17 protein-coding genes are annotated in these 21,334 nt (G+C 58.4%); 10 read left to right on the top strand and 7 right to left on the bottom strand.

Annotation, left to right across the window (positions count from 1 at the left end; genetic code table 11):
- Nucleotides 1–426: 426 nt before the first annotated feature.
- Complete coding sequence (gene ychF / locus DRET_RS06945) at nucleotides 427–1,530, top strand: redox-regulated ATPase YchF (protein ID WP_015751824.1); 1,104 nt, start codon at nucleotides 427–429, stop codon at nucleotides 1,528–1,530.
- A 311-nt stretch (nucleotides 1,531–1,841) separates the two neighbouring features.
- Here ychF and DRET_RS06940 read toward each other — a convergent pair whose 3' ends face one another.
- Both DRET_RS06940 and aroL read right to left on the bottom strand, forming a co-directional pair.
- Nucleotides 1,842–2,645, bottom strand: a complete 804-nt coding sequence (locus DRET_RS06940; RefSeq protein WP_015751823.1) for an HD domain-containing protein — start codon at nucleotides 2,643–2,645, stop codon at nucleotides 1,842–1,844.
- Nucleotides 2,638–3,327 carry a shikimate kinase AroL gene (gene aroL, locus DRET_RS06935; RefSeq protein ID WP_015751822.1) on the bottom strand — a complete coding sequence of 230 codons (690 nt, stop codon included), beginning with the start codon at nucleotides 3,325–3,327 and terminating at the stop codon, nucleotides 2,638–2,640. Before aroL ends, DRET_RS06940 begins: the two co-directional genes overlap by 8 nt.
- Nucleotides 3,328–3,616: 289 nt before the next feature.
- Between aroL and rnc the strand changes: the two genes are divergently transcribed.
- The 3 genes from rnc (at nucleotide 3,617) to cysK (ending at nucleotide 6,568) form a co-directional block, all read left to right on the top strand.
- Nucleotides 3,617–4,330 carry a ribonuclease III gene (rnc, locus tag DRET_RS06930; protein ID WP_015751821.1) on the top strand — a complete coding sequence of 238 codons (714 nt, stop codon included), beginning with the start codon at nucleotides 3,617–3,619 and terminating at the stop codon, nucleotides 4,328–4,330.
- Nucleotides 4,331–4,576: 246 nt separating this feature from the next.
- Nucleotides 4,577–5,533, top strand: coding sequence for a hypothetical protein (locus tag DRET_RS06925; protein ID WP_015751820.1), 957 nt, complete (start codon nucleotides 4,577–4,579; stop codon nucleotides 5,531–5,533).
- 99 nt (nucleotides 5,534–5,632) lie between these two features.
- Nucleotides 5,633–6,568, top strand: a complete 936-nt coding sequence (cysK, locus tag DRET_RS06920) for a cysteine synthase A (RefSeq protein WP_015751819.1) — start codon at nucleotides 5,633–5,635, stop codon at nucleotides 6,566–6,568.
- A gap of 320 nt (nucleotides 6,569–6,888) precedes the next feature.
- Here cysK and DRET_RS06915 read toward each other — a convergent pair whose 3' ends face one another.
- Nucleotides 6,889–8,580 carry a glutamine--tRNA ligase/YqeY domain fusion protein gene (locus tag DRET_RS06915; protein ID WP_015751818.1) on the bottom strand — a complete coding sequence of 564 codons (1,692 nt, stop codon included), beginning with the start codon at nucleotides 8,578–8,580 and terminating at the stop codon, nucleotides 6,889–6,891.
- A gap of 218 nt (nucleotides 8,581–8,798) precedes the next feature.
- Between DRET_RS06915 and epsC the strand changes: the two genes are divergently transcribed.
- Complete coding sequence (gene epsC / locus DRET_RS06910) at nucleotides 8,799–9,680, top strand: serine O-acetyltransferase EpsC (RefSeq protein ID WP_015751817.1); 882 nt, start codon at nucleotides 8,799–8,801, stop codon at nucleotides 9,678–9,680.
- On the opposite strand, the gene DRET_RS06905 is transcribed toward epsC, so the two are convergent.
- Nucleotides 9,655–10,461: a lytic murein transglycosylase gene (locus DRET_RS06905; protein WP_015751816.1), complete on the bottom strand. Its 807-nt coding sequence runs from the start codon at nucleotides 10,459–10,461 to the stop codon at nucleotides 9,655–9,657. The genes epsC and DRET_RS06905 overlap by 26 nt on opposite strands.
- 267 nt (nucleotides 10,462–10,728) lie before the next feature.
- Between DRET_RS06905 and DRET_RS14035 the strand changes: the two genes are divergently transcribed.
- The 5 genes from DRET_RS14035 (at nucleotide 10,729) to DRET_RS13925 (ending at nucleotide 15,340) form a co-directional block, all read left to right on the top strand.
- On the top strand, nucleotides 10,729–11,481 hold the full coding sequence (locus DRET_RS14035; RefSeq protein WP_425248168.1) for a M48 family metallopeptidase: 753 nt from the start codon (nucleotides 10,729–10,731) through the stop codon (nucleotides 11,479–11,481).
- 191 nt (nucleotides 11,482–11,672) lie between these two features.
- Complete coding sequence (locus DRET_RS06890; RefSeq protein ID WP_015751814.1) at nucleotides 11,673–11,975, top strand: YhdT family protein; 303 nt, start codon at nucleotides 11,673–11,675, stop codon at nucleotides 11,973–11,975.
- Between the two features lie 2 nt (nucleotides 11,976–11,977).
- A complete protein-coding gene (gene panF / locus DRET_RS06885; protein WP_015751813.1) occupies nucleotides 11,978–13,456 on the top strand; it encodes a sodium/pantothenate symporter in 1,479 nt (492 codons plus the stop codon).
- Between the two features lie 626 nt (nucleotides 13,457–14,082).
- A complete protein-coding gene (locus tag DRET_RS13930; protein WP_244147903.1) occupies nucleotides 14,083–14,847 on the top strand; it encodes a reverse transcriptase domain-containing protein in 765 nt (254 codons plus the stop codon).
- Between the two features lie 46 nt (nucleotides 14,848–14,893).
- Nucleotides 14,894–15,340 (top strand): group II intron maturase-specific domain-containing protein, encoded by a 447-nt coding sequence (locus tag DRET_RS13925; protein WP_244147902.1) that lies wholly within the window; start codon nucleotides 14,894–14,896, stop codon nucleotides 15,338–15,340.
- Between the two features lie 100 nt (nucleotides 15,341–15,440).
- Here DRET_RS13925 and DRET_RS06875 read toward each other — a convergent pair whose 3' ends face one another.
- The 3 genes from DRET_RS06875 to DRET_RS06865 form a co-directional block, all read right to left on the bottom strand.
- Nucleotides 15,441–17,822: an FAD-dependent oxidoreductase gene (locus DRET_RS06875; protein ID WP_015751812.1), complete on the bottom strand. Its 2,382-nt coding sequence runs from the start codon at nucleotides 17,820–17,822 to the stop codon at nucleotides 15,441–15,443.
- Between the two features lie 68 nt (nucleotides 17,823–17,890).
- A complete protein-coding gene (locus tag DRET_RS06870) occupies nucleotides 17,891–19,525 on the bottom strand; it encodes a glutamate synthase-related protein (RefSeq protein WP_015751811.1) in 1,635 nt (544 codons plus the stop codon).
- The gene (locus DRET_RS06865; protein WP_015751810.1) at nucleotides 19,489–20,619 is read right to left on the bottom strand and encodes a class II glutamine amidotransferase domain-containing protein; all 1,131 of its coding nucleotides are present in this window, start codon (nucleotides 20,617–20,619) and stop codon (nucleotides 19,489–19,491) included. Before DRET_RS06865 ends, DRET_RS06870 begins: the two co-directional genes overlap by 37 nt.
- Nucleotides 20,620–21,334 lie beyond the last annotated feature (715 nt).

The following is a 21,334-nucleotide window of genomic DNA, read 5'->3' as shown; positions in this document are numbered from 1 at the left end:
AAACGGCAGATCAGGCGTCTAGCTGACCGCGGTGTGGACAACCGGGCCTCAGCGGTGTACAAGCCCGCCCCGCAGTGCCTTTCTTTCTCCTTCCCAGCCGCCCAGATAAAGATTTTCAGGATAGCCCGGGAACCGTTTTTCCGGCCCCGGGGCGAATGGTGTGGTGTCTGCACAACACACCATTGATTGCCAATTCGGCCAATCGACTCGGGGCTTGCCCAAGAGGCCGGCAGAAGGTGGGACTGGTTTCGGTAACCGGTTCCATATTTGTGTCCAGCGCTTGGAAAACGAATAGAGATGATCCCGGAACAGGTCTTCACGACAATGGCCAGGGATTTAGGGGAAAGGTTCTGCGTCCTCTTTGTAACCAGTTCAACCGCGAACGCGGGCCGCTCCTGAGCCCGTGTACCGAATAAGGAGACCGTCATGTCCTTGTCCATTGGAATAGTCGGGCTGCCCAATGTGGGCAAGTCCACGCTGTTCAATGCCCTGACCAAAGCCCAGAACGCCCAGTCGGCCAATTATCCCTTTTGCACGATTGAGCCGAACAAGGCGATCGTTCCCGTCCCGGATTCCCGGGTCTCGGCGCTGTCCGAACTGGTCAAACCGCAGAAAACTATCCAAGCCACGGTTGAGTTTATCGATATCGCCGGTCTGGTCAAAGGCGCCAGCCAGGGCGAAGGGCTCGGCAACCAGTTTCTGGCCAATATCCGTGAGTCCGACGCCATCATGCACGTCGTGCGCTGTTTTGATGATGAGGATGTGGCCCATGTTGACGGGAGTGTGGATCCGGTGCGCGACGCCGAAGTCATTGAAACGGAACTTATCCTCGCCGATGTCCAGAGCCTGGAACGCAAGCTCGACCGGGTCCGCAAGCAGGCCAAAAGCGGTGAGAAGCAGGCCCGGGCCTTGACGACCACGGGCGACGCCCTGTTGGAACACCTCAATGCCGGACATCCGGTGGTCACTTTCGCCGATAAAAATAACGAGGCCGCCCGCCAATTGATTAAGGAATTGGGGTTGTTGACTGCAAAGCCACTCTTGTATTGCGCCAATGTTCGCGAAGACGAACTCGACGGCAGTGCGACCCATTTTCAGGATCTGGAGGCTTACGCCCAGTCACGTCAGGCCCGGGTGATTCCTATTTGCGCGAAAATGGAAGAAGACCTCGCCGCCCTGGACGAAGAGGAGCAGGCCGAATTTCTTGCGTCCTATGGCGTTGAAGACAGTGGCATCAAAAGGGTCATTCAAACCGGGTACAATCTGTTGGGCCTCATCAGCTATTTTACGGCCGGTCCTAAAGAAGTTCGGGCCTGGACCATCTGCGACGGTTGGACGGCACCGCAGGCGGCGGGAGTGATCCATAGTGATTTTGAGCGCGGTTTTATCCGTGCCGAGGTGGTCGATTATGCAACGTATCTGGAGAAAGGCTCTGAGGCCAAATGCAAGGAAGCTGGAGTAATGCGTGTGGAAGGCAAGGAGTACGTTGTCCGGGACGGTGACGTGGTCCATTTCCTGTTTAATGTCTAGCAGGCCGTTGAAATCTTTCAATAGTAGCAAAACGGCAATATGTTCAGATTCTTCCATACGAATACATGCCCGGCGACCTTGAACTTTGTGTCACTGTGCCTCGGGATGTTTGAACGGCCTGCGGGAGAGGGCATTTTTCAACTGGCAGCGAGGCAGGGCGCGACCAGTTCGTGGACCGGTCGGTAAGACGAGACGGAGGGAGGGACCGTGCGCGGCCCTCCTTTTTTTGTTGTGGCTGCCTGGGGCGGCAAATTTTTCGGCATGAGTGCGATCTGGCCCGGTGGCGTCAGTTTCGGCTCATAGCGTCGGGCTCAGATAGTGCTGTATCCATGGAGGGTTGCCGCCAATGATCTGCAGGCAGGATCCGCAGGAAGGCTGGCAAGAAGTCGATCGAGAAGACCGCTTTCGCGGAGCCGGTGCCGGCTGGCGGCAAAGACCAGATGAGGCACCCAACTGGCCAGGAGCAGTTTGAAATCATTGACCCAGACCAAATGCCGGTAGTCGACTTGCGCTCCTGCCTGGACCTGGGCGACCAACTCAGAGGAATAGCGGGTCGGATCGGGTCTGAGGCCGAGGGTGATGGCGGGATCCTGCTCTAAGACGTCGCGTTCCAAATGGCCAAGGATAACGGCGAAGATATCCAGCTTGTCCGCATCGCGGACGATGGCGCACAGGCGGTGGTGCCAGGGAGTCAACCAGGCAGGGAGGTGCTTGCGGTTGTGCAGCAAGACGGCCAGTTCGATATCCCTGCTGACCGCAGGGGAAAACTCCGCTGTGTCCAAGGGCTGTTCTTCGCGCAGTGTCCGCAGGCCTAATCGGGCATGGTTGACGGAGTCTGGATCGCGGAAGGTCTTGTAGCGGCTGTATTGAGGAAAACGGCCACAGTCGTGCACCAGGGCAGCGGCCCGGACCGGCAGGCGCTGTTTTTCAGGAAGCCCCAACGCCTTGCACAGGGCTGAGGCTTCCTGAAAAACCCGCAGGCTGTGGGCGTATTTGAGGTCGATCTTTTCCTGATCCTCAGGGGCGGGCTGGCGGTGTGCGCCAGCCAGATCGCCAAGCCACTGCTGCAGTCGCTGCAGTTGAAGCGGTACAGGCGCGAAATGGGGCTCAGTCATCACGTGACCCTTCCTGCCCAGGGTCGCTGAGGTGTTCCTCCTCGGCCTCCCAGGCGCTTAGCCCCAAAGCCATAACGGCATCCTGGACGAGCCCGTCTACAGGTTTATCCGCCCGGAGGATATGGTTCATGACCTGGAAATACAGGGGTTCGCGTTCCTGGAACGTGACCCGCAATTCTTCTTCAGGCGGGGCGGTACCCAGAGCCGGCCGGTTCGTCTGTTGTGGGTCCTGCCTGAGCCGGTCTCCAAGCAAAGGCAGGTCTGCCATGAGATAGAAGACCTGGCCGTGCTGAGCAAGCAGGTCCCTGTTTTGGGGCAAAAGGACGATCCCGCCTCCGGTGGCGACAACCTGCCCGGCCTGTTGACAAACCGAGACCAGGACTTCATGCTCAATGCGCCTGAAGCCTTCCCATCCTTTCTCGGCCACAAGATCACTGATTGATGCGTTACTTCTGGCGACAACCTCTGCATCCGTGTCCACCAGCTGCAAGCCGAGACGTTCGGCCAGGGCTTGACCAAGAGTGGATTTGCCGCTGCCGCGCAATCCGACGAGAAAGATGTTTTCCTTCTGGGAATCGAAACGGGTCCGCGGCCGACGGTGGCTGTGGGTTGTGGTCGCGTCAGCCTCGGTGACAGAGAACTCACGGCGGATAAAGTGGTCGGTGGATGTCCGTTTGGGCATAATCGATTCTCCGGAGATCGAGAGGGTGTTGGGGGATGCACGCGGCTGGTGATGGAAACACGGCCGCGTATTGGCGTGTTTTTCCTGTTTTTGTCCAGTATGGCGCGACGGCTTGCCGGGTCACGACTGATTTCAAGACGGCAAAGCGGGCCGTGGTGCTCTGTGCAGCGGCAACTGTGCCGCGGCTCCTCTCATGCAATAACACAGCAAGTATAGGGCAATCCCGCCGACGAGGCAAACGCACAGTCGGCGGCACGATTTCTTTATCGTAGCAATAATGGTAGGACCCATGGATGATTCGGTATTGCGCTTGGTACAACAACGTCTGCAGTATACATTCCGCGACCAGCAACTCTTGCTTCTCGCCTTGACCCACAGTTCGTACGCCAATGAACACCCGCATATTCAGGAACACAATGAGCGATTGGAATTTCTAGGTGACGCGGTACTGGAACTCGCCATTTCGGAAGAGTTGTATCTACGATATCCCGAGGCCCCTGAGGGGTCGCTGACCAGTTTGCGGTCCAAGCTGGTCAGTGAACCTGCATTGGCGGCCTTGGGGCGGCAATTGGAGATCGCCCCGGCTCTGTTTTTGGGCAGGGGGGAGGAATCACAGGGCGGCCGGGAGCGGGACGCTATTTTGTGTGATGTGATGGAATCCATTTTTGGAGCCATTTTTCTGGACTCGGATTATGACCGGGCCAAGACCTGCATTCTCGAGCTCTACGTTGATAAATGGCCTTCAGCCCCGAGTCTCGGGCATGAACGGCTTCGTGATTTCAAGAGCCGGTTGCAAGAATGCACCCAACAATTGTTCAAGGACCGTCCGGTCTACCATCTGGTGGACAGTACCGGTCCGGAACACGCCAAGGTCTACCATGTCCGTGTCGATCTGCCCAATGGCAGTCAGGCGAGTGCGGCGGACAGCAGCGTCAAAAAAGCCGAACAGCAGGCGGCGCGCAAAGCCCTGGAAAGTCTCCAGGCGCTCGAGGCCAGGAAGTGAGCATCAACCACGCTGATGGGGGCTGGTGTTTGAAGCTGTTGTCCTTTTCTCTCCCCGCCCCTGGGGGTGCGAGGCCCTTGCTCTGGCCGTTGAAACTTTCGTATCCGCAGCAGTGGCGGGTCGTGTCCATCCTTCGATTTCGAACGCCTTTCTTGTCCGTCTTGGGTCGCCGCGCCGTGCGATAGGCCAACGATTCGCGGAGAAAGGTCCTTTGCACCCTGCAGCCAGTCCATCCAGGAGCATCCTGTGGCCCGATTTGGAATCATTCTTTTTCTTCTTTTACTGGTGGTGGGATTCGTCATCCGCCAATTGTCCCGCCAGGGGACCTCGCCGCGCTTCCGTTTCGTTGTTTTGGGGTTGGGAGGGCTGTTACTGGTTTTAGCCGGTCTGGGAGTTTACTCTACCTGGCGTCAGCCCCAATCCTCTTTGCCGCAGACGGAATTTGCCGCCCAGCGTTCTGAAATACTGGAAACCATCGAGCAACGTCTCGAGGCTGGAAAGTACGATGACGCCTATGATTTTGCCCGACGCTACCGCGATGTGCAGGACCCTGCTTTGGAAAAGCTTTTGCGCCGGGCCCATGAACAGACGCTTTTGGCTCGGATCGAATCTCTTCCGGAGACGCAGCCTGGGCGTATTGCCGAACTCTATGCGCAATTGACAGATATCGCTCCCGACAAGGGCTATGCGGATAAGGCGGCGCAATGGCGATTACAGGCGAAACGTCAGGAACAAAAGGCATTACAGGAGGCTCTGGCAGAACTTCCACCGGATCAGCACCCTGCCCGTTGGCTGGTGTATCGCCGCTTGAGCCAGCTGGCCCCAGAAGAAGCGGTTTTTGCCAAGCGCGAGGAGGAGATCGGACAAGCCCTGACCCATCTGGTCCAGGAAAGCCCCTGGAGCGATGCCTGCTCCTCCTCGGCCATTCGTGCCTGCCGGTTTAAAGGGTTTACGGCCTTTGATCCTGTGGCCAGCGAGCCTCTCGGTTCCATCATCGGTGTGGCCTGGAGGCCGAAAGGAGCGCTTATTGATGTCGAGTCCGGGCTGACCGCTCCTGAAAATGCCCACTATTATATTGTCTTGCCCCAGGCGGGGCCATTGGTTCTGGCCAAGACATCACAGACCGAAACCAAATTGCCCGAGCCGCTCCAACCCTGGCGTGACCGGCTCGTGCCTGACGACCGCTATCCTGTGGCCGAATAGCCCCGGCGGCGGGCAACTCGGCAACTCTGGTCCGCATCCCCCACAGTCCCGAATTGAGAGACTTCCCAACAGGGATTCCTAGGCAGAAAGGAGACAGCCATGCGCATCGCCGAGGACATGACCGCACTGGTCGGCAACACCCCTTTGGTCCGTTTGAACAAAGTGACTTCAGGCTGTCTGGGCACTGTGGCCGCGAAATTGGAATCGTTTAATCCGTGTTCCTCGGTCAAGGACCGTATCGGCGTCCATATGCTCCAAAAAGCCGTGTCCGAAGGGCATATCGGCCCTGATACGCTTATTATTGAGCCGACCTCAGGCAATACCGGCATTGGTCTGGCGTTTTTCTGCGCGGTGCAGGGGTACCGGTTGCTGTTGACCATGCCGGAGAACATGAGTGTCGAACGGCGAAAATTATTGGCCGGGATGGGGGCCGAACTTGTCTTGACCCCAGCCGCCGATGGAATTCCCGGTGCGGTTGCAGAAGCAGAGCGGATCGTGGCCCAGACGGCGGACAGTTTTATGCCCCAGCAATTCGCGAATCCGGCCAATCCGGAAATCCACTCCCTGACCACCGCCGAAGAGATCTGGGGGGATACGGACGGCCAAGTTGCTACTTTTTTGGCCGGTGTTGGCTCCGGGGGGACGATCACTGGTGTCGGCAGGGTGCTCAAACAACGTAACGCTGCCGTGCGGTGTGTTGGGGTCGAGCCAGCCGGGTCGCCGGTCCTCTCCGGTGGCCAGAAGGGCCCGCACAAGATCCAGGGTATTGGGGCCGGCTTTGTTCCTGAGGTCCTGGACAGGACAGTCATCGACGAGATCGTCCCGGTCTCCGATGCGGCCGCTTTGCAAATGGCCCGCCGTCTTATGCGCGAAGAGGGTATCCTCTGCGGCATCTCCTCAGGGGCGATTGTCCACGCCGCGGTGGAGATCGCCAAGCGTGCAGCGTCACGGGACACACTGCTGGTCTGCATTATTTGCGATACTGGCGAGCGGTATCTGAGCACTGAGCTGTTTGCGCAGGAAAATCAGGAATAAACAACGTGCACCGATTCGGGATTGGGCCCTTTGCCTGAAAAAGGAGTTTGGGCGTGTCCCGCAATCGTGTCGATACCATTTTTTGCCGGATTCAGAGGTAAAAAAAAGCGGTCCCGGAGACGGGACCGCTTTATATGGAAAGACAGCGAGGGCGGCAGCAGGCCGTTGGAATTCTCCCAATGGCAGCAAAGTTCCTATCCGTTCACACTCTTACCTGCGGATAAGTACGCTGCGACTTTGAACTTGTTGTCGCCGTTTCTTGGGATTGTTGAACGACCTGCGTTGTAGGGAGTTTTCAACAGTCAGAGAGCTTCGTTCGCCTATTTGCCGCCTTTCTTTTCCAGTTTGGCCCAGGTGTCGCGCAATGCGACGGTCTTGTTGAAGACCGGGGTGTCCGGAGTGCTGGACTGGTCCACGCAATAATACCCGTGGCGCAGAAATTGGAAATGGGTTTCCGGGGCGGCCTTTTCCAGCCCCGGTTCCAGGAGGCATGTGTCCAGAACCCGCAAGGATTCAGGATTGATGTCGTCCAGGAATTCCCTGCCTTCACCGGACCCGGGTACCGGCGCCGTAAACAGTCTGTCGTACAACCGGACCTGAGCCGGGACCGCCTGCTGGGCGTCGACCCAGTGCAGAGTGCCTTTGACCTTACGCCCGTCTTCAGACCAGCCCCCGCGGGTCTCTGGGTCGTAGGTACAATGGAGTTCGACCAGGTCGCCGGTCTTGTCATCGTACACCGCCTTGTCGCAGGTGATGTAGTAGGCGTGCTTGAGGCGGACTTCCCGTCCGGGGGCCAGGCGGAAATATTTCTTTGGCGGGTCTTCGCGAAAATCGGAGCGTTCGATGTAAATTTCCCGCGAAAAGGGCAGTTGGCGTGAGCCCGTACTCGGATCTTCTGGGTTGTTTTCCGCTTCCATGTGTTCGACCTGGTCCTCAGGATAATTGGTGATGACCACTTTGACCGGATCGAGGACCACCATAACCCGCGGAGCACGCTTGTTGAGATCTTCGCGCAAACAATGTTCCAAAAGGGCCATGTCGACCATGCTGTTGGCCTTGGCCACTCCGATACGTTCACAAAAGTCGCGGATAGAGCGCGGCGTAAATCCCCGGCGGCGCAGTCCGGAGATGGTCGGCATCCGCGGATCATCCCAGCCTTCGACGTATTCCTGTTCGACGAGTTGCAACAATTTCCGTTTGCTCATAACGGTATAATTGAGATTGAGCCGAGCGAATTCGATCTGCTGGGGGTGGTGGACGCCGAGTTGATCTAAAAACCAGTCATACAGTGGTCGGTGGTCTTCAAATTCCAAGGTGCAAACGGAGTGGGTGATGCCCTCAATGGAATCGGAAAGCCCGTGGGCGAAATCATAGGTGGGATAGATGTGCCACGTGTCACCCGTGCGGTGGTGGGCCTGGTTCATGATCCGGTAAATCACCGGGTCGCGCATGTTCAGGTTCGGGGAGGCCATATCGATTTTGGCCCGTAAAACATGCTCCCCTTCCGCAAATTCGCCTGCGGCCATGCGCTGGAAGAGATCGAGATTCTCCTGCACTGTGCGTGCCCGATACGGGCTTTCCTGGCCGGGCTCGGTCAAGGTACCTCGGTACTGGCGGATTTCCTCCGGACTGAGGCTGCAGACATAGGCCTTACCCATTTGGATCAAGGACAGCGCGAATTCGTAGAGGCGGTCAAAGTAGTCTGAGGCAAAGTAGAGGTGGTCCTGCCAGTCGAATCCGAGCCAGTGCACGTCCTGCTGGATGGAATCGATATAGCGCTGCTCTTCCTTGACCGGATTGGTGTCGTCAAAGCGAAGGTGGCAGGTGCCGTTAAAATCATAGGCCAGCCCGAAGTTGAGACAGATGGACTTTGCGTGGCCGATATGTAAATACCCGTTGGGTTCCGGAGGAAAACGGGTAACCACCTGTCCCTGATTTTTGCCGTTGTGTATGTCTTCTTCGACAATTTGACGGATGAAGTTGGTGCCGGTCTGAATGTCGGTATTGCCCATGCAATGTTCCTCCAAAAAATCAGGATGTTGGAATAGCGGTCAAACCTGGCCGATGTTTCGGGGCGCTGCGGTTGGCTGCTCCAGGCAGGTAGAACGATACCTGTCGGGCAGGACCTGAGAGAGCCCCCTCGCCGGCGCAGAATGGCGTTCGTCGAAGGCCCCAATATGTAGACATTTCCTTCGCATCGCGCAAGACACAGACAAAGAGGAGACCCGAGATGGCCTCACAGCCCATCGAACTCGATCACATCGTCCGGTCACTCAGCGCGTCCGGCGTCTGCCACAGGAATCAGGGGATGCCCCCGATGCCCTCGGTGCCGGTGCTTGAGGATGTGGTAGAGAAGCTTCGAAGTGTCCTGTATCCGGGATATTTCGGTCATGTGGATATCGCCCCGCCCCATTTGCCGTATTATATTGGCGCGACCCTGGAAGAGATATACCGGAGTCTGGTTGAACAGATCCGGCGTGGCTTTTGTTTTTTCTGTCCCAACGATGCCAACGGTCCCTGCCAGGAATGCGAGGCCCGTTCCCAGGATATGGCCGCCCAGTTTATTGAGAGCCTGCCTGAAATCCGGGATATGCTGGCCACAGATGTCCAGGCAGCGTATGAGGGCGATCCTGCAGCCACCAATCCAGGCGAAGCCATCTTTTGCTATCCCAGCATCAAAGCGGTAACGAATTACCGTATCGCCCACGCCCTGCACAGTCTCGGGGTCCATCTCATCCCGCGGATCATTACCGAGTTGGCCCACTCCCAGACCGGGATCGATATCCATCCCGGAGCGGAAATCGGGCAGCGGTTTTTTATCGATCACGGCACCGGAACCGTGATCGGAGAAACCTGCCGTATCGGGGATAATGTCCGTTTGTATCAAGGGGTGACCCTGGGGGCGAAATCCTTTCCCAAGGACGAATCGGGGAAATTGATCAAAGGCATTGCCCGCCACCCGATCGTGGAGGACAATGTCATTATCTATTCCGGGGCCACGATCCTTGGACGGGTAACGATCGGGCGTGAAGCGATTATCGGCGGGAATGTCTGGGTCACGGAGGATGTTGCCCCCCGGAGTAAGGTTATTCAGCCTCTGGACCACGGCTGAGGCGTTCGGCCAGGGCCAGGACCGCCTTGGCGTACGGGGTGCTGTGGTTGTAATGTTTGATGATCTGCAGCTTGTCTTCGCGGTCGAGATCGGGAGTCCAGCCGTGTTTTTGCAGATACAACGCGGCGCTGGCCAGGGCGTCGGGCAGACTGAAGAGGTCGACCCTGCCTGATTCGTCGAAATCCTGGCCGTAGGCGGCGGCACTGGATGGAATGAATTGGGGGATACCAAAGGCCCCAAAGGGAGAGCCGCGCAGTTTTAAAAGCTCGGCCCCGCTCTGCGGGCGCCAATCGAGCAGGGCTTTAAGTTCCTTGTAGGCCCATTGCCCTTGGCGTTTGGCCGCAGCATTCGCCTTGTCGTCCATGCCACCGCGGGCAAGGCTGGCTAAGGCATTTACCGTTCTGGTCTGCCCGGTGTAGTTTCCAAGGCGGGTTTCCACCTCGAGTAGCGCGGTCAGGATTTCAGGGGCGACATTGTAGGTGGCCTCTATGCGCGCCAACAGAGAGCGGTGCGTGTCCAGGAAGGTGGCGGCGCGTTGTCTGCTCTCGTCTTGAAGGAATTGCTCGTAGTCGAGAGCCGCTTCAGAATGGGTGCTTTTTTTGGGAATAACCCATTCGAGAAATTCGGCCCGCGGGTCTGAAAAGATGGTTTGCAGTCGGGCCTGGTCGTAGCCGTCGGCCGCAAGGCGTTCGATAAGTGGCTGCCAGCCGGACTGGGCCTGAGCCGTTAAGGGCAGCGCCACCAGCACAAGAAAAAGAGCGAGCCGTGTTGCAAGAGGCATGTGTCTGCTCCTTGGTTCTGGGGCTGAGTGCATTCTGTGCGTGCCTCTGGCACTCAACGCAAAGTGCGCAGGAGGGCGGTACTGCCGGGGGCAGAAATTCAACGATTCTTGTTTTGACCCGGCCCTCAAGTCCAGTCTTTTGGCCCCTCGGATTCCGAATTGTCTCCGCTGCCTGGGGAACAGGCGTGGGCGCACAACCTGGACCGATTTCCGGGGCAATCCCTTTTGAGCACCCTAGTAAGGCTGCTGGAAACTGGCAAGCGTGTCGTGGTCATAAAATCTGGGGCAGAGAAAGCTGAAGCCCGAACGGAATCCCACAATGTCCAGGAGTTGAAAATTCGAGACCTCCCCCCGCATACCGTGCGTGAGCATCCACGAGCCAAACGTGTCATTTTGCGCGTGAAGTGTGGCGTTGTCCAAGTCACTGTTCCCAGAGGATTTCCTCGGCAGCGGGTCGGCGCGATCCTTGAGGCACACCATGCATGGCTGCAGCGTCACCTTGATGAGACCAACACACCCCAGGTCGAGGTGCCAGAACGGGTTGCCCTTCCGGCCCTTGGTCGGGAATTCCCGGTGGTCTGCTGTCCGGCCAAGCGACCGTATGTACAGGCGGTGGGAGACCATCTCCGCCTTGGGGTTTCAGATGCTCCCAGGCAAGAGTGTCTGCTTTTGTGCCGCTGGCTGCAGAATCTTGCCCAGTCCGTGCTCCCGGGCTGGTGCGCCCAGACCGCTCGCCGTTCCGGGTTATCGGATTACGCCAGAGTTCAGGTCCGGCGGCAAAAAACGCGGTGGGGCAGTTTTTCAATGAAAAAGACTATCAGCCTGAATTGCAAGCTGCTTTTTTTCCCGCCTGAGGTTGTGGAGTATGTGATGGTGCATGAACTTGCGCATTCGCGCCACAAGGGACATGGGTCGGCATTCCAGGCCTTGGTGCGCTCTTTAGTCCCCCACTGTTCTTCCAGCGAAGCAATCCTTCGCGTGCCAGGGCAGTGGGTTCCACAATGGGTGGAAGTGGAATAGGGATTGATTAACCAGTCAGCTCTTGGCCCTGTATTTGCATCTCTGGTCATGACATTTGTCCGAAGACAGGGGGGCACCCCCTTGAACGGCGCCATTGGAGGATTTTGGTCTGAAGGGGGCCAAAGGACTCCATCTGAAAATGTGGAGTGTGCCGTCGTGATGTCTTGAAATACGGACACTGGGAGACCTGTATGCCAAAACACACATCTGTCCACACCGAAACCGATCCCCGGTTTCTCCAGGCCGCAAAAGAGGCCTGGGCCTGTATTGTCCTCGCCGCTCTGAATTTTCTGTGGTGGTTTGCAACCGCTTATGGATTGGGGACCCAGCCTGTGGAACAGTACACCTGGATCTGGGGGCTGCCGGCCTGGTTTGTCTGGAGTTGCCTTTTGGGGCTGCCGCTGTTTGTGCTGTTTATTTTTGTCACCGTCCAGACCATATTCAAGGATGTCCCTCTGGACGCGCATCTCACCGAGCCGGATCAGGAGCGGTAGGAATGGAAGCAGTGAATGTGCAGGTCCTTGTGCCGCTGGCCATCTATCTGGGATTGATCTACGCCTTGGCGGTTTACAGCAATCGGGTCTTGTCCCGGGCCGGCAATTTTCTGGAGGAATATTTCATCGGCAGTCGCGGCATGGGTGGTTTTGTCCTGGCCATGACTCTAGTAGCTACCTACACCAGCGCTTCCAGTTTCGTTGGTGGCCCCGGTGTGGCCTACAAGATGGGATTGGGCTGGGTCTTTCTGGCCATGATCCAGGTGCCCACGGCTTGGCTGACCCTCGGTGTGCTGGGCAAGAAATTCGCGATCATCGCCCGCCGAGTCAACGCAGTGACCATCAGCGACATCCTCCGGGCCCGATATGAAAGCCGATGGGTGGTCGGACTGACTTCACTGGCTCTGGTTGTCTTCTTTATAGCCGCAATGGTGGCCCAATTCATCGGCGGGGCCCGTCTTTTTGAAGGTGCCACGGGCCTGTCCTACCATACGGGGCTGTTTATCTTTGCGGCCACCGTTATTCTGTATACCACAGTCGGTGGTTTCCGGGCCGTGGCGCTGACCGATGCCGTTCAGGGACTGGTGATGGTTTGTGGCATGGGCGCCCTTTTTTGGGGCCTGCTCCATGCGGGCGGCGGGATTGGCCCTATCGTCGAAAGCCTGCGGGAGACCGACCCTGCGCTGCTGACCCCCTTTGGCCCTGATGATTTTCTTTCCAAACCGTTTATCCTTTCGTTTTGGGTGCTTGTCGGCTTGGGAGTGATCGGTTTGCCCCATGCCGGGGTGCGCTGTTTTGGGTATCGCGACAGCCGGTCCATGCACACGGCCATCGTTTTGAGTACCGCCGTATTGGGGGCGGTCATGCTCGGTATGCATCTCTGCGGAGCACTGGGCCGGGCAGTGATTCCCGGCCTGGAGGTCGGAGATAAAATTTTGCCCCTTTTGAGCCTTGAAGTGCTGCCGCCAGTGGTGGCCGGGCTCTTTCTGGCTGGCCCGCTGGCCGCGATCATGTCCACGATCGATTCTCAACTCATTCTCGCTTCGGCTACGCTGATCAAGGATGTCTACATCCATTGTTTTCAACCGGATGCGGCCACAGACAGTGGGGCCAGAAAGCGCTTGCACCAGTTGAGTTTTTACACCACAGCGCTTATCGGCATTATCGTCTTCCTGGCGGCCTTACGTCCCCCGGACCTCATTGTCTGGCTCAATCTCTTTGCCTTCGGCGGCCTGCAGGCGGCATTTTTCTGGCCTCTGGTGCTGGGGTTGTATTGGCGTCGGGCCAATAGCGCCGGAGCTTTGGCATCCATTGTGGTCGGTGTCGGTTCCTATTTTGTCTTCAATATCGTTTGGGACCGCTTTTGGGGGATGCATGTCATTGTCCCGACCTTGGTCCTGGGGGGGCTGGCCTTTGTGGTGACCAGTCTGGGCACCAGTCCGCCCCGCAGGGTGGTCTTGGACGTGTTTTGGGGAAAATAGACCGGTTTATCGGTTTGTGTTGCTGTCTAAAAAGCCCCCGCCGACGCAGCAAGCGTCGGCGGGGGCTTTTTGTGGTGCGCCCGGCAGGGCGCACCCACTTGGAGGTGAAAGTCCTCTACAGGCCCGACAAGGGGAACTGTTAGCCGGACGGCAAGGGTGTCCACCGCGAGGTGGGATCTGAAGGAAGCCGCAGGCAAAACGCTGGCCTGACGAACAGGAATCGCATACGAGGCGGCCATGCCGGGTAAGGAGTCCATTATCTTCAAAGCCCTGTACTTGTACGGAAAGCATGGACGTATATGCGGCGGGCATAAGCGTGAAGGTGGGTGCGCATTACCCGGGGAGGTCTGTCCGCCTGCCATGTGCTACCGGCGTCGCGAGGCGTCGGGACGGGCGGGCAGAAGTCAGCCGAGGGCATAGTAGGTCCCCCGACCGGACTGAAGGCCCGAACATCTAACACGGGACGGGAGCCCGAAATTTCGATGACGAACGGAGCCGCAGAAGGACGGGCTGGGACGCCCGTCGCCACACCCGAGGGTAGGGGACGGAATCCCCGAGAGTACGGTAGTGGTGCGTCAAGCGTCACGGCAACGAAGGAGTACTCCCATCCGGAGCAGCAGAGTTTGATGGAAGCGGTGGTCGGACGCGAGAACATGCTTGCGGCCTACAAGCGTGTACGCGCCAACAAAGGCGTCCCCGGAGTCGACGGCATGAGCGTCAACGACGTATGGGGATATTGCACGCTCAACTGGGCCCGAATCAAAGAGGAGTTGCTGGACGGACGGTACGAGCCGCAGCCGGTGCTCGGGGTGCAAATCCCTAAACCCGGCGGCGGGGTGCGCCAACTGGGCATCCCGACGGCGCTGGACCGCCTGATACAGCAGGCGCTGCACCAGGTGCTCTCCCCCATTTTCAACCCTCACTTCTCCGGATCCAGCTACGGCTTCCGGCCCGGTCGAAGTGCGCATCAGGCCGTGCTCAAGGCACGGGAGCATGCTGCCGCCGGCAAACGGTGGGTCGTGGACATGGACCTGGAGAAGTTCTTCGACCGCGTGAACCACGACGTGCTCATGGCGCGCGTGGCCCGCAAGGTGAAGGACAAGCGGGTGCTCGCCCTCATCCGGCGTTACCTGCAAGCGGGGCTGATGCAGGGGGGAATTGCATCGAAACGAAAGGAGGGCACGCCGCAAGGCGGCCCCCTCTCGCCGCTCTTGTCCAACATCCTTCTGGATGACCTGGACAAGGAGCTTGAACGCAGAGGCCTACGCGTTCTGCCGATACGCCGACGACTGCAATATCTACGTGCAGACAAAACGGTCCGGCGAACGCGCAATGGCCTCGATCACCCGGTTTCTGACAGAGCGGTTGAAGTTGAGGGTCAACGCGGATAAGAGCGCGGTTGACCGGCCATGGAAAAGGAAATTCCTTGGGTACTCGATGACCTGGCATACGCAGCCGCGGCTCAAGGTTGCGCCCAGTGTGGTCAAACGCCTGAAACAGGCGGTACGGGAGGAATTTCGACGTGGGCGGGGGCGGTCGCTCAAGAAGACGATAGACACCCTTGCGCCGAAACTGCGAGGCTGGATGAACTACTTCAAGCTGGCGGAGGTAAAGGGAGTTTTTGAAGAACTGGACATGTGGATTCGCCGCAGATTGCGCAATATCCTGTGGCGGCATTGGAAACGACCCTACGCCCGAGCAAGGAACCTGATTCGCCGGGGACTGACTGAAGAGCGCGCCTGGAAATCCGCCATCAACGGCCGCGGGCCATGGTGGAACTCCGGCGCATCGCATATGAACCAGGCATTCCCCAAGAAATACTTTGATTCACTTGGACTCGTGTCACTGCAAGATCAACTTCGCAAAGCTCAAAGTGTCAGGTGAACCGCCGTGGTACGGAACCGTATGCCCGGTGGTGTGAGAGGACGGGGCCGCAAGGCCCCCTCCTACTCGATGCTGTTTGCCGAAGGGCAGAATAGGGGACCTAGATCAACGGATCGTTCGCCTGCAGAGCCCATATGCCGCAGGGGCAGGCCTGGGCACAAAAACCGCATCCGATGCATTTTTCCGGGTCAGCGACCATTTCAAAGTCCTCCCCGCTCAGTTGACGTCGATTAATAGCGGTCTGGGGGCAGATTTCGATGCACAGCCCGCAATCCCGGCAGGCGCCACAGGAGGCACATTCCGCCGCGCACTGGTCCAGGGATTCGAAGTCCGTGATCCGGGGGTCGAAATAGGCCAAGGTCATGCGAGAGTAATCGATGACCTCGGAGCCCGGCTGTTCGGGATCGAAATAGTCCAAAGCGAGATTGTCCTCGTAGGGCATTTCCGAGGTGTCTCCGAGAGGCCGCTGGCCGCGGAAGATGGCGTCCATGACCAGGGCTGTCCGCCGCCCTGCGCCAATGGCGTCGGTCAAAAGGCCGGGTTTCACTGTATCGCCGAGGGCAAAGACCTGAGCGTCCGAGGTCTGGTGGATCTCGTTGACCTTGATATACCCCCGTTCAGTGGCAATATCTTCGGGCAAAAAGTCCAGTTCGGGTTGGTCCCCGATAGACACGATAACCGTATCCGCGGGGATGACTTCTCCGTCCTGGAGTTCAACGCCTTCGGCGGTGATCGCCTTCGTGTAGCAGGGATAGCGAAAGCGGGCCCCGACACGTTCGGCTGCCCGGCGTTCCTCCCCAAAGGAAGCCGGTTCCTGGATATCAATGAGTAAAATGTCCTCGGCTCCAAAACGGGCGGCTTCAGTGGCCACGTCACAGCCGACATTGCCGGCGCCAATGATGACCACCCTGTTGCCGACCTGGGCTGTCTCCTGTTTGGCGGCTTGCAGAAAATCCAGAGCTGGCACCAGCCGTTCATTGCCCGGGATGGGCAGGGTGCGCGGCCGTTGCGCTCCGATGGCCAAGGCCACGAGATCGTGTTCCTCTTGGATGGCCGCGAAGGTTTCCCGACTCATTGCCTGTTCCAGGTGGACGTGGGGCAGGACAGAGGCGGCCCGTTCGAGTTCAGCCTGCAGGATGTCGGCGGGAATGCGTGATTGCGGGATGGCGGAGCGTATTTTGCCGCCAAGGTGCTTTTCCCGGTCAAAGATGACCGGTTCATGCCCGGTGAGAAGCAATTGCCAGCCCAAAGAGAGCCCCGCTGGCCCGCCCCCGATGATGGCGACCTTCTTACCGCTCGACTCCGGAAGCGCAGGAAGAGCCGCCTGTACACCGGCCTTGCCCAATTCCGTGATGTCCACGGCAGGGAGATTGCCCTGGAGCTTTGTACAGGCGTCCATGCACAAATGGGGGCAGAGATAGCCGCAGACCGTGGCCGGAAATGGGGTGTAGGACATTGCGAGGTCAATAGCCTCACTGATCTTGCCGGCCCGGACCAACTCCCACCGTTTCTGGACCGGAATGCCCGTGGGGCAGGAGGCCTGGCAGGGGGGAAGGTATTTGCGGTTTTCCCAGACCGGGACAAAGCGTCGCAAGTCCCCGTTGACGACAAGCGGGATCGGGGAGCGGTCGGCCAGACTCAAATCGCCTATCATGCCGCCCCGCCCGAGTTCCTGGTCCCAGACTTCATTATGAAACGCGGTCATGGAGCGCCGCTTACGGCCGATCTTTTCAAACGGTGAGCGGGCCACCAATAATTGCCATTCTTCACGTCGGGCCAGGGTCGGGTATAGTTCCGGGCGGCCGATGTCTGTGAGGTATTCCTGGAGATTAGTGCTCAGCCATTTCCAGTCGGCGTCATCGATGTCGACCTCTTTGGCGTCGGCGCGGCTGAAGCCTTCGTAGGGACCGCGAAAAAAGATCTTCCCGCCGACCATGCCCACGCAGGGGCGGTAGCCGAGGACGTTCTCCGGCTCAAACGGGTCAACACCGCAAACCACCGCTATCCCTCCGGCCATAAATTCAGCGAAATAGTCGCCGACTCCGCCGAGAACCCAGAGCTCGGGCGGGGCGAAACGGGGGTTGTGCTTGGTCATGGTCATGCCCCGGGCACCGATGGAACCGGCCACGGCCACCCGGCCCTGGGCCATGGCGTTGCAGATGCCGTTCCCGGCATGGCCCAGGACCGTGATCTGCGCGCCGGCGTTGAGCCAGCCAACATCGTCCGAAGCCGGGCCGTGGACAGTGATGGTCGTCCCTTCCGCCCCCATTGATCCGAGCCGCTGTCCGGCAGAGCCGTCGATATCGATGTGCACGGGCTCTTCTTGGCTGATCCAGAGGCGGCCACCAAGGCCGTGTTGTCCTTTGGCAGTAATCCTCAGCCGGCGGCCACCCTCCGCGACCGCCTTTTGGATGCGTTCTTCAATGATTCGTGATTCCAGGCGGATTCCGCTTTCTTCGCCCGCTATATGGACCTCTTGCATGGTCTCTTTCTCCGCTCGCTTGAGTCTGGCCCTCCCTTTTTGGCCGGAGGGCTCGAAAATCTGCGTCCTTATACCATGTACTTGATCTGCAGGCGCTGGGCTGCGTGGTAATCGCTGATGCCCAGGGCGTCAGACATGCCGATGGGCAGGGAGGTCGAGCGTCCCAGGGGGGCGACGATTTTGCGCATTTCCGTGTCGAAGCTGACGTAGAAGTCAACCACCCGTTCAGCGACCTTTTCCGGGTCCAGCCGGCGATACAAGCGGGGATCCTGCGAAGTGATCCCTTTGGGGCAAATCCCGATATTGCAGACGTTGCAGCGGTCGCTCTCGGAGCCAATGCAGCCGGCCGCGGCCTGCATGACGTATTTGCCGACCTGGACAGCGCTGGCACCGAGCATGATCAAGGCCGCGGCATTGGCAGCCAGATTGCCGTTCTTGCCGATGCCACCGCCGGCGATCAGCGGCAGTTCGTTTTGCTGGCCGAGCTTGACGAGATTGAGGTAGCAATCCCGGATGTTGGAGCTGATGGGATGGCCCATGTGATCCATGGAGATGTTGTAGGCGGCGCCAGTCCCACCGTCTTCGCCATCAATGGCCAGCCCAGCCGCATAGGGATTGCGGGTCAGGTTATTGAGCACGGCCAGGGCGGTCGATGACCCGGAGATCTTCGGGTAGACCGGGACGCGGAAGCCCCAGGCCATGGACATGGACTGGATCATTTTGGCCACGGCCTCTTCAATGGAGTATTTGGTCTGGTGCGTGGGCGGGCTGGGCAGACTGACCCGCGGCGGCACACCGCGAATGGCGGCGATGAGTTCATTGACCTTGTGCCACATGAGCAGGCCGCCGTCGCCGGGTTTGGCGCCCTGGCCGTATTTGATCTCCACGGCACAAGGGTCTTCTTTCATGTGCGGGATGGCGTGGATGATCTCGTCCCAGCCGAAATAGCCGCTGGCGATCTGGAGAATGACGTATTTGAGGAACCGCGAGCGCAAAAGGCGCGGCGGACACCCCCCTTCCCCGGTGCACATGCGCACCGGCATGCCCAATTCTTCATTGAGATAGGCGACTCCCATTTGGAGGCCTTCCCACATATTCGGGGACAAGGCGCCAAAGGACATGCCGCCGATCAACAGGGGGTAGATCTCGCGAACGGGTGGGGTCCAGCCATTTTCGCGATAGGCGTGTAAAGCTTTTTCTGGAGGTAAAACGCGTCCGATGAGCGTTCGCAGTTCAAATTCGTGGCGGCCGGCGTCCAGGGCGGGGTCCGTGAGCATGGAGATGCGCATGAATTTGATCTGGTCCAGCAGACTATCGCCGTTGTTGCGGCGCCCGCCGCGGGTCCGGGGACGCCCGCCCCTGTTGTTGTGCCACCGGAGTTTGTCGGTCTCATCACTGCGTACCGGTTTGATGGCGTCGTTGGGGCAAACCATAGAGCACATGGCGCATCCGATGCAGGCCTTAGCCGGATCGGTGTGCTGCCGAATACCGTAAAAAATGGAAAAGGAATTTTCCGGACGGCCGCACAGTCCCAGCGGGGTGGCGATTTCTCGTTTGCGAAAGACGCCGAGGTCAATGGCCTGGACAGGGCAGACCGAGGTGCAGCGGCCGCAGAGGGTGCATTTGTCCTTATTCCAGTCGATCTGCCAGGGCAGGTCTTTGAGGCTTAGTGTTGATGGGGTAATGGCTGTGTTTGCCGGCATATGGTAACCTCCTTGCGCTCAGGACCGACATAAGCGGTGTCGAGATGCATGGGCTGAAAATCTTTGGACTTGTCTCTGTCCGGGATGGCCGCGTCCAGGCCACAAAGTTCCGAAGAAAAGGCGTACAAACCGGGACGCCCCCCGACCACTCCAGGGCGCAGTTTTTTTGAATCCTGGGTCATGAACATGGTCTGGTCCGGCAGACAACCGATAACACAGTTTGGGCCGTCGATGATCAGGCGGCGGCATGCCTGTTTTAAACGGCGCAAAAACGGGGCGTCCGGATGTTCTTCCAGGTCCTGGTCTTTGAGGGGGGTGATGATATGTTTGTAGGCCTCAAGCCCCAGTCCCAATTGTTTTGTTGTGTAGTGCAGGATATGGGCGAAAACCTCTGAATCCGATTGGTATCCCTCGTAGCCAAGGATGCCCTGCGAGGCGAGATATTCGCGAATGGGAATAAAGGCGGTGTTTTCCCCATTTGTCATCGTGCACAGGCCCTGGATGAAAAACGGGTGGCAGGCGTAGAGGTTGATGGCGTAGTTGGTGTTTTGCCGGCCCTGGGCGAGCACGACCTGGGCCTTGAGTTCCTCGCTGTCGAGTTGCAGGTAGCGCCCAACATGCATCGGGTCCCCAATCTCCTTCATGACCACCGTATCGGGCCAGAAGCTAAAGACGGTGATATCTTCTTTTTCCAGGCCCATACGGCGCAGTTCCAAGCGGGTCTGCAGCATGTGGAGTTCCTGGTCCAAAGACTCCCATTCCTCCCAGCCCTCAGGGGGATGAAAGGTCTGGATGAGATAGGTATGCCGGGATGGCGTTCCAAGAGGGGCTTTGCCTTTGGGAGCGACCGGCAGACGAAATCCGGGGGTATAGCCGCGCGAGCGCATAAGAGTGTCCATGCGCGTAATCCCCTCGGCAGTGAAAATCCCGGAAAGGATAGGGCACCCGGCGTATTCGCCCAAGGGGCCGTTGAGGCCATTTAAATACAGACCAACACCGGAACCGTCGTGCCCCTCTCGCATGACGTCTAGGGCCTCGATAGCCCGCATAGGGGAGATCGGCTCTTGGCTGGTCAGAGAAAATAATCGGCACATGGCAGACTCCTGTGTTCGGTATCCGGCAGAGAAGCTCCAACCTGTCCGGAAGCGGTTGAGATAGCTGATACCTCTCCAGCGGGGTCCAGCAATGGTGGCTGAACACCTGTCACGGTGCGCAATAAACAGCTGGGTGTGGGAGGAAAAGACAAAGCCGGCCTTTTACGGTGTGGCTTTGCAGAGGAAAACAATCAGCAGCGGGGAAATTCCGACATGAAGAAAACGCTTTCCTAGGTAAAAGATATTGTAGTTTACATAAAAGTCGTAGCATTGTCACGCCCCCTCTTGATGAGGCGCAATTTGGAGCTGGCAAGGGGGGAGTGGAGGAGTCCGGCGAAGGGAGAAGGAGGCCACGTTGAAGGGTGATGTCCGTTTTGTAAGCTCCAGGAGCAGTGTCAGGAGTCCGTGATATTCAGGAACAGTCCTGGGTTGTGCAACGAAAACGGCAGGACAGCCGAGGAGGTTTTGCAACCAGACCAAGGTGCTGCCTTGTAGCGCAGGGATGACGAGGAGAAGGCGGGTAGGGTGTTTTTTACAAAATTGAATAGAGCGAAAACAGACACCCGAGAGAGGTCTTCACCTTTTTGGAGGTGCCTGGAACTGGCGCAGACCATGTTCGCGGTTCAGGCAGGGGGAGCTGTAAGGGTGTGCCGGTTGTCTTTTTTCCCGACCATGATTCGGTGGGGGACGCGAAATGGGGTTGAACGGGTCGCCA

The sequence above is a fragment of the Desulfohalobium retbaense DSM 5692 genome (assembly GCF_000024325.1).
Classification (GTDB): Bacteria; Desulfobacterota; Desulfovibrionia; order Desulfovibrionales; family Desulfohalobiaceae; genus Desulfohalobium; species Desulfohalobium retbaense.
Note: the sequence above shows the minus strand (reverse complement) of the source record. Positions and strands in the feature narration are given on the sequence as shown.